Source organism: Kosakonia sp. AG348 (assembly GCF_003337365.1).
Classification (GTDB): domain Bacteria; phylum Pseudomonadota; class Gammaproteobacteria; order Enterobacterales; family Enterobacteriaceae; genus Kosakonia.
This window is the reverse complement of sequence record NZ_QPJR01000001.1, coordinates 755411-767515: the sequence shown is the minus strand read 5'-3', so window position 1 is coordinate 767515 and position 12105 is coordinate 755411. Positions and strand designations below refer to the sequence as shown.

The following is a 12105-nucleotide window of genomic DNA, read 5'->3' as shown; positions in this document are numbered from 1 at the left end:
GTCGGCATGGTTCTAGCGAACAGATGTCACCGACAGAATATGAAAACCAGTATTATCAACGGCTCGGAAGTGTCTAGATTATCCGTGGCGATTCATGCCGTAGCCGAAGAAGAAGGTACGCTGAACATCAGTGAGCCTTTTATCCACTTTCCCGCCGGAACACCTGTTTCCGATATCTGGATCTGGTTCGAAATCAGTAATAACGAGTTCATCGTTGCCCAAAAGCTTTACGGCATACCGACACATCATTCCTCCTGAAATTACTCATTAAGGATCACGTATGAAACAGTTAACTTCGCCGGTTACGGTGCCGGTTTCACCATGTCTGTCTCCCGTGCAGGTATGGCAGACTTTACTCACTTATCTGCTAAATAAACACTACGGGCTTACTCTGGATGACACACCTTTTCATGATGGCAACGTTATCAATGAGCATATTGAGGCAGGCGTTGCCTTAGTCGATGCGGTGAATTTTCTGGTTGAACGATATGAACTGGTGCGTATCGACAGGCATAGATTCGCATGGCTGGAACAGTCGCCGTTTTTAACCACACTGGAAGTTTTGCGGGCAAGTTACGCGACGGGGCTAAAAGTAGCTTATGCAAAACCAGACATTAAGGAGGGCAGGGGATGACGCTAATGACTCCAGCACTTCCGCTGCACTGTATCTTTACCGGCATACAGTGCAGCACTGCGCATATAACGGACCATGACAACGAACGGTTTTATCAATTGTCACATGATCAGTCTGAATACAGTGATGCGGAGTGGATACATTTCACGGGAACGGGATATTTACTTCGGCTCAACGCCTGGCAACACCCGGTACTCCGGTTGAAACGACTTGGTATGTCGAAAGCGTGTCGTAGATTGATCCTGGCGCAGTGCCATCAGTATGCGATCACCTCCATCCATTTCGATGCGGCTGGTGATGTGTTGCCTGGAGTAGAGCGTTTCGACTGGTGATTGCTTTTTACGTAAATGGATGCAGGATGGGGCTACTTGGCAGATGTGTTTTCCGCCATCCCCATTCCTGCAATAAATGATACAAAACATAATGTTGGTATAAGCGTTGGTATAAATTTTATCGAACACATTTTAAATCATATTTATCAGGTGATTATTGCTTATGTTCGAATCCTGTAGGGCATTTAGAATCAACGCATTACGTTTCCTTCACTTTCTCCTCATTTCCGTTGTGGGACATATTTGGGTCATCAGGCCCGAAAATCAAATCAATCTGCTTCGCGTGCTCCGTTGAATGGTCAGGTGTCAGGTGAGCATATCAACGTACTGTTTTTATGCTTTCCCATCCCTCCATTTATCGAAGAACAGATAACGGCAATCCGGGTCGTATTAACCCGTTAGTCTATGCATCTAAGGTAGCGAACTGAAAATCCTTGATGGCGTTCAGACTTGCATGCGCGGCTATCATGGACGCTCTTATTTCAGGCTATCGGGTCAGTGAAGCAGCAGGCCTGTTTCCTGCCTTTGAGTGCGCGAATCCCCATTTCTGATCATAACAACCATGACTACACAGCAAGAGAAAAAGCGGAGAAGAAATGATGGTGATTTCCTCTCCATCTTAGGATCCAGTCTGGGAGAGAGGTTAAATCTTTGCTCCTATAATTCTCGAGGCAATCGCTTTCGCTGCTTCAAGCTTTGCTTTCCCTGCTTCAGAATGCGTGCCAGATTCAAATGCTTTGAAGTTAAGCTGAATGTTCTCTGCGGCTTTTTCGATGAACACTTGCGGCAACTCTGAGCAAATGGACTGAAAAATGATTTCATACGCTAAAGCACGACACTGCAGGTCATTAATCGCGTCTTCTACTGGCTTCATAACCTCTCCTTAAGAAATACTGTGGCGCTCACCGACAAACAAGGAATGTTCTGTCGCGAATATCGGTGTGATGTGAATATTTAATATCGTTCAGTTAGGCAAATAAAACCAGTGGAGCCACGGCCAAACCGGATCGGGATAACATCAGGACGGCGTATCAGGTCGGAGTAGCGTCAGAAGATTGCATCACTGTCGACATGTCAGGTTCTCCCGGTCACGGCTGATGAACCAGATCTGCGGGATGATTTCACCCTCAGCGAGCGAATCGAAACATCACTCATCCATTAACCGGGCTGCAGGGGGAGCTGCGCTAATAGCTACTTGAGTTGGGGTAAAGGAAACGCTGGTCATAGGCAGGCTTTACGCATTGCGGCTGGCTCTGTCGGGCATTTGGGTTCACAACAAACGGGTCCAGGTAAAGAGATGGCTCGGTGGCAGCGCAAATAAAAGGCCGGAGGTTTATTTTTCCAGCCTTATGATTAATAAACGAATTGCGTTAAATTTTATCGGACGCGCCCTTTAACGCTTCTATATCAATTTCTGCGTCGCTTGTTTCAAGCAACTGAGTTAACTGAATAAGATTGTTAAATTCATTCATCAGTAATTCTGCGTCTGATTTCAGTGGAATATCAGCCGCATCAAGCGCTGCATTAATTGCTTTTTTTACATTATCAAGCATTTCATTCATGCCACCGTTTTTGCCAAGTGTCAGCAGTAATGCCCCGATAAGTAAAGACTGAGCTTCCACTTTAGCTGCAAGTAGCTTGGCTTCCGCATCCATTTTCGAGATTTTTGCAATCACACTGAGTATTAAGTTTTTCATAAGTGCCCCTGTTATTAGCCGCATCACCCCTGGATATATTATGGTCGAGATTTCTATAATGAAGGATGAAATAGTTTTGTCGTGGTTATACATCCTTCCGGCATCAAGCTGGCCAGGTGTCTGGCTGAATTCATTGATACTCAAAGCGTTATTGATAAGGCACCAACGGCACCTACTGATGCGGTAATCACGACTGGGGCGACAACATTGATAGCAGATTCTACGTGGCTTAAAGGGTGTACGATACTTGCACGGTGACGGCTGATACGCTTTGTGATGTGAGCAACACGGTTAATGAGGGTAACAACCACACGGCTGATGAAGTGTCTGGACAGTTCTGCGGCTTTACCCATACCAACGCTCTTTGCATGCCGGCCTGCGATTACTGCTGCACAATTATGCTGGCGTGATTCAGGCCGAAATGATTGCCGTGACTTTCGCTTGTCAGGACCGCCCAGGTTGATAACCGGCCCTGATATTTCGACCGGTTTCTCAACGTAGCTCGGTTTTAAGCGAAAGCGGCCTTGTCCTGATGGAAGATCTTACTGCAGTGCGGGCACATTAACGCTGCGCCTTTCTGGACTCGGGAGAAGCTGTGTTCTGACTGTTGTGAACAATGCGGGCAGGTGCATTTGGTGAGGAAGTTGCGATTGTTTTTTGAGTCTTTGCGTTGTGGCATAGAGTATTTCCTGATAAATGGCCTGCAACCATACACTATCCCTGAACATATTGCCCGTACTCCTTTGCCACAGCGCCAGAATCGTGTGGCTTGTTCATGCTGTCGCTCGATGATGGGATCGCCACAGGAATGAATTGCAACGACGTCCTGCTGGTTATACGTTCTGCGAAAAGTTTATATGTGTCGGCAAAACAGCGTATCAGAGCCAGGGTAAGAAAAAGGCCCGCATGCGCGGGCCGTAAAGAAAAAAGGAAAGCTATCAAGCCTGATGTTCAATGGCTTTTTGTGTATTTTCAATGGCAATTTTGCGTGGTTTTTCGCTCTCGGGAATTTCCTGATAAATGGACACCTGCAATATGCCATTTTCAAGTTTTGCGTTGCTCACTTTAGTATGTTCCGGAAGCGAAAAGCTCAGACGGAAATCCGCGCGGCGAATACCTTTGTATATCCAGCCCTGCTCATCATGAGATTCATTTTCCGCGCGTTTACCTGATACATTTAATACCCCGCCGACGGTCTCGATTTCGAGTTCGTCTTCTTTCCAGCCAGGAACGCTTACGTGTAACTGATAATTGCTTGCATCGACTTTTTTCAGGTCATAAGCAGGTAATGATGCCACCGGCGAGTCGCCGGTTAACTGGCTGAAAAGCCGGTCGATACGATTGAAGCGGTCAGCAAAAACAGAGTCAGTGAAACCGGGGAGTGCTGACAAGGTTTTGAGTGCCATAACTTAACCTCCTGAATAATCCATTCAAAAGTTCAACTTAAAGGCAAGCTTTGCTTGTCCGCTTATATAAATAATTCCTGCAACGGTTTTTTCAAGGCCACAAATAAAAATTTTTTTGCCTGTATCGAACCGACGAATTGCATGGTTGAGTACCCCTGAAATGGCCGTTGGCATGAAGAAAATAACGGGCCTGTAATAGGAGGGAAAAGAAGCCGTTAATACAAAATTGCTCCTGCCACTGGGTTTTTACGTGAGCCGCAGAGGGAGCCGTTCGGGAGGATATAACTTTTCTGTACGCTATTTCATTTCAGCGAAAAGGGGAATTATCTTGATAAGAAAAGACCCTCAGGAATAGGAAATCCGGGCTGCTCCTGAGGGATGCAAATGCATATTCGTTACGTTTATTAGTTTGCTAATTATTAACCTGATGGCAATGAGATTGTTCTCATTTGTAATCGATTTCTGATAGATATTGGCTCTCTATGTAATTGGTTTAATTAATGCTTTTTGAACTGGCAGAGCGACAGAAAGTAACTATAGTTAACGCGCTATCATCGTTAACCCTATTTTCCCTGGTGATGTTCTTCTACCGCTCTGTCCGAGCGGTTTTTTTTGCCCGGATTTTAGCTAACGCGCAGCGCGATAAACGCTTCTTCTCAAACGACATCAAGAGCGGGTAAACAACCGGACAACAACACCGGCGCTGTAATCGCACTCTTTACCTTCACGTTTTCGTATTTTCAGTGCTGGTATTCGGCAGGTATCTTCTTTACGACGCTCACAAAACCCGATCCCTCGTCCGATAACCTTATGCTATGCGCCATGTTGTCTATTTCAAACACTCGCCATAACGTCGTTATACGAGGCTGTTCGCACGCGTTTACGTTTTCATCCCCTCGCTTAACTGTGTATGCTTGGCCTTTGCTGGTAAATCCGAAGGAGAAAGTAATGTTAGAAGGATATTTTGATCTTGATGGCGCGACAGGGGATGAGGCGGTAGAAAACAGAAAGCGCTTATTAGCTGTACAGGCAGCGCTGGAAATTTCAAAAGCGGCGGTTTCGGCAACCACGGCCAACGCGGGCATTCGTAGCCAGATGGATTTACGTAACGTCTCGCAAGAAGTCGCCACTCTCGCCGATGCGATTCAGGATGCGTTAGAGTCTGACCTGTAAACATACCGCCTGAGGGCGGTTTTTTATTGTTTCCTCTCTCTTTCATTTCCCACGGCTAATTACAACTGCCGGAACAGGTTTGAACATCCCTGACACTTTCTGACGCTTTCTCTTTCAGTATGTTGCCTGTTAACTCTCTCTTGAAAGGTATAGGCATGATGGGAAAAAAGTTAAGCGTAGCCTGGTTTTTTCTTCTTTTGACGTTTGCCTCGACTGCCAGTTCGGCGGCACCCGCTTTCCCGCAGATTCACGGGCAAAATCACTATATACGTCATGGCGCTGGAGAAGGGGATATTGCAGAAAATCCTGATGAGCATGTACAGGAAACGATTGAGCGATTCTTTTCCCATAAATATTAAATAAGCGACGTGCCCACGCTATTAATTGGCGCGTGATAGAAAATCAGAATATAACCTGCGGCAAAAAATGAATCTCCGCAGGTCTTTTTTTGCTGGCGACAATGTTGATAGTGGAAATTACTATTTCTTCCCAGTGAGTTATTGATTTGGAATAACGGAGATATTTATGGCTACCATGTCTGACTGGCAAAATGTCGCGAATAAAGAGCTCAGTCGCAAGGGAAAACGCGTTGAATCGCTGGTCAAACTGACGCCAGAGGGCATTGCGATTAAGCCTTTATATACTCCTGACGATCTGAACGCGCTGGAAATCACCGGCACGCTACCGGGTCTTCCGCCTTATACTCGCGGGCCGCGTGCCACAATGTATACCGCCCAACCGTGGACGATACGCCAGTACGCCGGGTTTTCAACGGCCAGGGAGTCGAACGCGTTTTACCGGCGTAATCTTGCCGCCGGGCAGAAAGGGCTTTCCGTTGCGTTTGATCTGCCAACTCATCGGGGATATGACTCGGATAACCCGCGTGTAGCGGGCGACGTAGGAAAAGCGGGTGTCGCTATCGATACTGTGGAAGATATGAAAATACTCTTCGACAATATTCCGCTGGATAAAATGTCGGTATCGATGACGATGAATGGTGCGGTTTTACCTATCATGGCGTTTTATATTGTTGCAGCGGAAGAGCAGGGCGTTCCTCCTGAAAAATTAACCGGTACTATTCAGAATGATATTTTAAAAGAGTATCTCTGCCGCAATACTTATATTTACCCGCCTAAGCCATCGATGCGGATTATTGCCGATATTATTGCCTGGTGCTCTACCAATATGCCGCAATTTAATACGATTAGCATCAGCGGTTACCATATGGGAGAAGCGGGAGCTAACTGTATTCAACAAGTGGCGTTTACCCTCGCGGACGGCATTGAATATATAAAAGCCGCGCTCTCCGCAGGCTTGAAAATTGATGACTTCGCGCCGCGCCTCTCTTTCTTTTTCGGTATCGGCATGGATTTGTTTATGAATGTCGCCATGCTGCGCGCAGCCCGCTATCTATGGAGCGAAGCCGTTAGCGGGTTTGGCGCGACCAATCCGAAATCGCTGGCGCTGCGCACCCATTGCCAGACATCCGGCTGGAGCCTGACAGAACAGGATCCCTATAACAACATTGTTCGCACCACCATTGAAGCGCTGGCAGCGACGCTCGGCGGCACCCAGTCTCTGCACACCAATGCGTTTGATGAAGCCCTGGGGCTACCGACGGATTTTTCGGCGCGTATTGCGCGTAACACGCAAATTATCCTGCAGGAAGAGGCGGAGATTTGCCGCACCGTCGATCCGCTCGGCGGTTCCTATTATGTCGAATCTCTGACCGATCAAATCATAAAAGATGCGCGGGCAATCATCCGTCAGATTGATGATGCCGGAGGGATGGCAAAGGCTATCGAATCGGGCTTGCCAAAACGCATGATCGAGGAGGCTTCCGCGCGCGAGCAATCTCTTATCGACCAGGGTAAACGTACCATTGTCGGTGTTAATAAATACAAGCTTGATAAAGAAGCCGTTACGCCGGTACTGGAAATCGACAATGTGAAGGTGCGTAACGAGCAAATCGCCGCACTTGAACAGATCCGCGCCACACGTGATTCCGCTGCCGTTCGCAATGCGCTGTCAGCGCTGACTCATGCCGCCCAACACAACGAAAATCTGCTCGCTGCGGCGATTCATGCCGCACGATTGCGTGCGACGCTTGGTGAGATTTCCAGTGCGCTGGAAGCGGCGTTTGACCGCTACCTTGTTCCCAGCCAATGCGTAACGGGGGTGATCACGCAAAGCTATCAGCAGGACAGCGAAACGGCGGCGGAATTCGACGCCATCATTACGCAAACACAACACTTTCTTGCTGAGCATGGTCGTCGTCCGCGCATTTTGATTGCGAAAATGGGGCAGGATGGGCACGACCGGGGGGCAAAAGTCATTGCCAGCGCATATTCCGATGTGGGTTTTGATGTCGATCTCAGCCCTATGTTTTCTACACCGCAAGAGATTGCCCGGCTGGCCGTGGAAAATGATGTGCACGTGGTTGGTGCATCGTCGCTGGCGGCAGGTCATAAGACGCTGATTCCTGAATTAATTAACGAGCTAAGAAAATATGGTCGTGAGGATATTTGCGTGATTGCGGGCGGCGTGATCCCGCCACAGGATTATGACTTCCTGCGTGAACGTGGCGTGGCAGCGATTTATGGCCCAGGTACGCCGATGCTGGAAAGCGTGCGCGATGTATTGAAGCGGATTAGTCAGCGCCATGATTAATGAACAAACCCTTGATGAATTTGTTCGCCGGTTACGCGCGGGCGATCGCGTCGCGCTTGCACAGGCTATGACGCTGGTGGAAAGCCAGCTTTCACGGCATCAGAGGCTGAGCCAGCAATTGCTGGACACGATTATGCCGGCGACAGGTAGGGCAATACGCATTGGTATCACCGGGACACCCGGAGCCGGGAAAAGTACCTTTCTTAATACCTTTGGCATGATGCTCGTTGGCCAGGGAAAACGGGTGGCGGTTATTGCGGTCGATCCCAGCAGTCCACTCAGCGGCGGCAGTTTGCTGGGTGATAAAACCCGTATGACGGAACTGGCCAGAGCCGATGCGGCGTTTATTCGGCCGGTGCCTTCCGGCGGCGCTACGGGGGGGATCAGCCCGCACGCTGGCGAATTGATACTGCTCTGCGAAGCCGCCAATTACGATGTGGTGATAGTGGAAACGGTCGGGGTTGGCCAGTCTGAAACGGAGGTCGCAGGCATAGTCGATTGCTTCGTTTCGCTGCAAATCGCTGGTGGCGGAGATGAGTTGCAAGGCATCAAAAAAGGCATCATGGAAATGGCCGATATCATTGTTATCAACAAAGATGATGGCGACAACCGCGCGGCAGTCGCCATCGCCTGGCAAATTTACGACAGCGCGCTTGCTATCGTTCGCCACAAATATCCGCCGTGGAGACCAGCGGTGTTGTGCTGTAGCGCACTGGAAAAGCGCGGTATAGAGGATGTGTGGCAGGCAATTGTTCATTTCTACGACGTGATGACAAAAAGTGGTTATCTCAAGTTATTGCGCCAGCAGCAGACCGTGACGTGGCTACGAAAACAGGTTGAAGAAGAGGCGGTGCGTCAGCTTTATGCCCACCGCGCTTTCCGTGAAGATTTCAACCAAACGCTAGATGAGGTGAAAAATCATCAGCAAGCACCGCGTACAGGTTTACAGCACATCCGTGAATACCTTCAGCATCACTATTTTGCACGGTAAAAAGGAATTGATATGTCGTATGAGTATGTGGTTGTAAACATTATTCAAAAAGTGGCTGTCATCGAATTTAATTACGCACGCAAGCTTAACGCGCTCAGTAAAGTATTTATCGATGATTTGATGCGGGCGCTGGAGGACCTTAACAAGCCGGAGATCCGTTGCGTGATCCTGCGTGCGCCGCACGGTGCGAAAGTCTTCTCCGCCGGGCATGATATCCACGAATTGCCTTCGGGGCGGCGCGATCCTCTCTCTTATGACGACCCGCTGCGCCAGATCACCCGTATGATCCAAAAATATCCGAAGCCCGTGATCTCCATGGTGGAAGGAAGTGTCTGGGGAGGGGCGTTTGAAATGATCATGAGTTCCGATTTGATCATTGCCGCCAGCTCTTCAAGTTTCTCTATGACGCCCGTTAATCTCGGCGTTCCTTATAACCTGGTCGGCATTCATAACCTGACGCGCGACGCCGGGTTCCATATCGTTAAAGAGCTGATTTTCACTGCGGCCCCCATCACGGCGCAGCGGGCGCGGGAAGTTGGCATTCTGAATCATGTTGTTGACGCCAGCGATCTGGAAGATTTCACCTTGCAGATGGCGCACCAGATCTCGGAAAAAGCACCGCTTGCCATTGCGGTAATTAAAGAAGAGCTACGCGTGCTTGGTGAAGCACACACCATGAATTCGGATGAGTTTGAGCGTATTCAGGGGATGCGTCGCGCTGTTTATGACAGCCGGGATTATCAGGAAGGAATGAGCGCGTTTATGGAAAAACGCAAACCGAACTTCCTTGGACGCTAATTAACGGAGACGATAATGAAACAATCATGGCCCCTGCTGAGCGCCGACGAAGCGGCAGAACTCATCCACCACGATGACATGGTTGCTTTCAGTGGTTTTACTGCCGCAGGTTCGCCCAAAGCGCTTCCCGCCGCCATCGCTCGGCGAGCACGGTTGCTGCATCAAATGCAGCAACCGTTTCAAATCCGTTTGCTCACTGGCGCGTCTATTAGCGCGGCGGCTGATAATGCCTTATCGGAGGCGGAAGCGGTTAGCTGGCGCGCGCCGTATCAATCTGCGGCGGGAATGCGGCAAAAAATTAACCAGGGGCAGGTTAAGTTTGTTGATCTGCATTTGAGTGAAGTTGCGCAGATGGTGAACTACGGCTTTTTTGGCGAGATTGATATCGCTGTGATCGAAGCCTCGGCGTTGACATCTGATGGCAAAATCTGGCTTTCCAGTGGGATTGGCAACGCGCCGACCTGGTTGCGCAAAGCAAAAAAAATCATCATTGAGCTTAATCACTACCACAGCCCGCGGGTGGCTGAATTTGCCGATATCGCTACGCCCGGCGCACCGCCGTATCGCCACAGTGTCGCTATTTTTAGCGCATTGGACAGGATTGGCTTGCACTATGTGCAGGTGGAACCTCAAAAGATTGTGGCGGTGGTGGACACCGAATTACCGGATGCCGGTAACGTGCTGGATGGCGCGAAACCTGTCTGCCAGAAAATTGCCGACAATGTTGTGACGTTCCTGCTCCATGAAATGGCGCAGGGGCGTATTCCGCGCGAATTTCTGCCGTTACAAAGCGGCGTAGGCAATATCAATAATGCCGTGATGGCGCGGCTCGGTGAAAGCCCGGACATCCCTGCGTTTATGATGTATTCCGAAGTGTTGCAGGAGTCGGTAGCGCATTTACTTGCCGCAGGAAAAATCCTCGGTGTTAGCGCATCCAGCCTGACCGTTTCCGACAATACGCTGCGCAACATTTACGACAATATGGATTTTTTCGCCGGGCGTATCGTTTTGCGACCACAGGAGATTTCCAATAACCCGGAGATCATCCGCCGTCTTGGAGTAATAGCGCTGAATGTCGGGCTGGAATTTGATATTTACGGACACGCCAATTCAACGCATGTCGCGGGCGCTAACCTGATGAATGGTATTGGTGGCAGTGGAGACTTCGAGCGTAATGCCTATTTGTCGGTATTTATGGCCCCCTCGATTGCTAAAGAGGGAAAAATTTCTTCCATTGTGCCGATGTGCAGCCATGTTGATCACAGCGAGCATAGCGTCAAAGTGATCATTACGGAGCAGGGTATCGCCGATCTGCGCGGGTTGTCGCCAATTGAGCGCGCCCGCACCATTATTGATAACTGCGCACACCCACTCTATCGGGATTACCTTCATCATTACCTGGAAACGGCTCCCGGCGGGCATCTTCATCACGATCTTAGCCGCGTATTCGAATTGCACACGAATTTACTGAACACAGGATCGATGCTCGGCTAAACCGGACGAATCGTCGCGATCGTCATTAATACACTGACAGACTTCGGCGGTATGACGATGGTTTTTCAATGAATAGAGATATTCCTGCATATACATCGGTCCGTTTGGCGCATCGAAATATCGCAGTGTAGTGGGGTTAACCAGATGCCAGGCGAAATAGGGGATCACGGTAAGAAACTGCCCGCGTTCCACCGCGCTGATTTTCGCCATAAAACTGTAGGCCCGGTAGATAACGGTTGGGTGGATCCCACAGGGGCGCATGTGAGAATCGAGCATGGCTTCAAAATTCGCGCGGTTCTGAAAACGCATCTGCAACCACGGGAGTTCTCGCAGCAACTCCTGCGGCTGTTTTTGCTCGTAGCGGCGGGAAACTAAAAAACCCAGACGCAGCGGAGGTAACTCGGTAGCCGTGAGGTTCTCCAGCCCCAGAACACGCGGGGAAACCTGCTGGGGAGAAATAATAAAATCAAGCTGGTGGCCAAGCAGGTCGTCAATCACGCCGTTGTCACTGAATTCGATGGCCTGGGTGCTGATATTGTCATATTTATCGCCCAGGCTTAACAGTTGATCGAAAATGATGGTGGGATAGGTATTGTCGACGCCAATAACGATTTTGTGCGAGCGCAGGGCGGAAGAGTGAAGTTCATTTTCAATTGCCGATAAGCGCTCATAAACCGGGAACAGTTTCTGATAAAGTTCCTGCCCGGCTTTATTCAAACGGATACTGTTATCTTTGCGGGTAAAGAGCGGATAACCAATCTGTTCTTCCAGCGAGACAATACTTTTGCCAAACGGCGACGCAGTCATGTGTATTTTTTCTGCCGCTCTGGCGATGCTTTTCGTCTGCGCCAGTAAAATGAAATTGCGCATTCTTTTGGAAATAAAAATAGAGTTGCTCATCTGAAAATCC

At 49.2% G+C, this 12105-nt stretch carries 14 protein-coding genes; 9 read left to right on the top strand and 5 right to left on the bottom strand.

Annotated features, from left to right (window positions below; genetic code table 11):
- The 3 genes from DFO56_RS03850 to DFO56_RS03840 form a co-directional block, all read left to right on the top strand.
- A partial coding sequence (locus tag DFO56_RS03850) for a hypothetical protein (RefSeq protein WP_233500369.1) occupies positions 1-258 on the top strand: 258 nt, incomplete at its 5' end.
- 22 nt (positions 259-280) lie between these two features.
- Positions 281-634: a TA system toxin CbtA family protein gene (locus tag DFO56_RS03845; protein WP_045508671.1), complete on the top strand. Its 354-nt coding sequence runs from the start codon at positions 281-283 to the stop codon at positions 632-634.
- A complete protein-coding gene (locus DFO56_RS03840) occupies positions 631-966 on the top strand; it encodes a DUF5983 family protein (RefSeq protein WP_052679793.1) in 336 nt (111 codons plus the stop codon). The genes DFO56_RS03845 and DFO56_RS03840 overlap by 4 nt, the downstream gene beginning before the upstream one ends.
- 643 nt (positions 967-1609) lie before the next feature.
- Here DFO56_RS03840 and DFO56_RS03830 read toward each other — a convergent pair.
- From DFO56_RS03830 to DFO56_RS03815, 4 genes are all read right to left on the bottom strand, one after another.
- A complete protein-coding gene (locus tag DFO56_RS03830) occupies positions 1610-1840 on the bottom strand; it encodes a hypothetical protein (protein WP_020456859.1) in 231 nt (76 codons plus the stop codon).
- A gap of 496 nt (positions 1841-2336) precedes the next feature.
- Positions 2337-2663 carry an anti-adapter protein IraP gene (iraP, locus tag DFO56_RS03825; RefSeq protein ID WP_045508675.1) on the bottom strand — a complete coding sequence of 109 codons (327 nt, stop codon included), beginning with the start codon at positions 2661-2663 and terminating at the stop codon, positions 2337-2339.
- 508 nt (positions 2664-3171) lie between these two features.
- Entirely contained in the window at positions 3172-3342 is a 171-nt protein-coding gene (locus tag DFO56_RS24870) for a YnfU family zinc-binding protein (protein WP_216848957.1), read from the bottom strand.
- A 259-nt stretch (positions 3343-3601) separates the two neighbouring features.
- Entirely contained in the window at positions 3602-4069 is a 468-nt protein-coding gene (locus DFO56_RS03815) for an Hsp20 family protein (RefSeq protein ID WP_020456862.1), read from the bottom strand.
- A gap of 948 nt (positions 4070-5017) precedes the next feature.
- Here DFO56_RS03815 and DFO56_RS03810 point away from each other — a divergent pair.
- The 6 genes from DFO56_RS03810 (at position 5018) to DFO56_RS03785 (ending at position 11195) form a co-directional block, all read left to right on the top strand.
- Complete coding sequence (locus DFO56_RS03810) at positions 5018-5242, top strand: hypothetical protein (RefSeq protein ID WP_017455732.1); 225 nt, start codon at positions 5018-5020, stop codon at positions 5240-5242.
- A gap of 155 nt (positions 5243-5397) precedes the next feature.
- Positions 5398-5601 (top strand): hypothetical protein, encoded by a 204-nt coding sequence (locus DFO56_RS03805; RefSeq protein WP_020456863.1) that lies wholly within the window; start codon positions 5398-5400, stop codon positions 5599-5601.
- A gap of 166 nt (positions 5602-5767) precedes the next feature.
- Entirely contained in the window at positions 5768-7912 is a 2145-nt protein-coding gene (gene scpA, locus DFO56_RS03800; RefSeq protein WP_045508681.1) for a methylmalonyl-CoA mutase, read from the top strand.
- Entirely contained in the window at positions 7905-8903 is a 999-nt protein-coding gene (gene meaB, locus DFO56_RS03795) for a methylmalonyl Co-A mutase-associated GTPase MeaB (protein ID WP_045508685.1), read from the top strand. Before scpA ends, meaB begins: the two co-directional genes overlap by 8 nt.
- 12 nt (positions 8904-8915) lie before the next feature.
- Positions 8916-9701, top strand: coding sequence for a methylmalonyl-CoA decarboxylase (scpB, locus tag DFO56_RS03790; RefSeq protein ID WP_045508688.1), 786 nt, complete (start codon positions 8916-8918; stop codon positions 9699-9701).
- Between the two features lie 15 nt (positions 9702-9716).
- Positions 9717-11195 (top strand): succinate CoA transferase, encoded by a 1479-nt coding sequence (locus DFO56_RS03785; RefSeq protein ID WP_045508691.1) that lies wholly within the window; start codon positions 9717-9719, stop codon positions 11193-11195.
- On the opposite strand, the gene DFO56_RS03780 is transcribed toward DFO56_RS03785, so the two are convergent.
- A complete protein-coding gene (locus tag DFO56_RS03780; protein WP_045508693.1) occupies positions 11166-12095 on the bottom strand; it encodes a LysR family transcriptional regulator in 930 nt (309 codons plus the stop codon). The two genes, DFO56_RS03785 and DFO56_RS03780, sit on opposite strands and share 30 nt — an antisense overlap.
- Between the last annotated feature and the right edge of the window lie 10 nt (positions 12096-12105).

Bases quoted from the DNA above. Each gene is read 5' to 3' on its own strand.
- DFO56_RS03845 (WP_045508671.1), top strand. From the start codon at position 281: ATGAAACAGTTAACTTCGCCGGTTACGGTGCCGGTTTCACCATGTCTG.
- DFO56_RS03840 (WP_052679793.1), top strand. From the start codon at position 631: ATGACGCTAATGACTCCAGCACTTCCGCTGCACTGTATCTTTACCGGC.
- DFO56_RS03830 (WP_020456859.1), bottom strand. From the start codon at position 1,840: ATGAAGCCAGTAGAAGACGCGATTAATGACCTGCAGTGTCGTGCTTTA.
- iraP (WP_045508675.1), bottom strand. From the start codon at position 2,663: ATGAAAAACTTAATACTCAGTGTGATTGCAAAAATCTCGAAAATGGAT.
- DFO56_RS24870 (WP_216848957.1), bottom strand. From the start codon at position 3,342: ATGCCACAACGCAAAGACTCAAAAAACAATCGCAACTTCCTCACCAAA.
- DFO56_RS03815 (WP_020456862.1), bottom strand. From the start codon at position 4,069: ATGGCACTCAAAACCTTGTCAGCACTCCCCGGTTTCACTGACTCTGTT.
- DFO56_RS03810 (WP_017455732.1), top strand. From the start codon at position 5,018: ATGTTAGAAGGATATTTTGATCTTGATGGCGCGACAGGGGATGAGGCG.
- DFO56_RS03805 (WP_020456863.1), top strand. From the start codon at position 5,398: ATGATGGGAAAAAAGTTAAGCGTAGCCTGGTTTTTTCTTCTTTTGACG.
- scpA (WP_045508681.1), top strand. From the start codon at position 5,768: ATGGCTACCATGTCTGACTGGCAAAATGTCGCGAATAAAGAGCTCAGT.
- meaB (WP_045508685.1), top strand. From the start codon at position 7,905: ATGATTAATGAACAAACCCTTGATGAATTTGTTCGCCGGTTACGCGCG.
- scpB (WP_045508688.1), top strand. From the start codon at position 8,916: ATGTCGTATGAGTATGTGGTTGTAAACATTATTCAAAAAGTGGCTGTC.
- DFO56_RS03785 (WP_045508691.1), top strand. From the start codon at position 9,717: ATGAAACAATCATGGCCCCTGCTGAGCGCCGACGAAGCGGCAGAACTC.
- DFO56_RS03780 (WP_045508693.1), bottom strand. From the start codon at position 12,095: ATGAGCAACTCTATTTTTATTTCCAAAAGAATGCGCAATTTCATTTTA.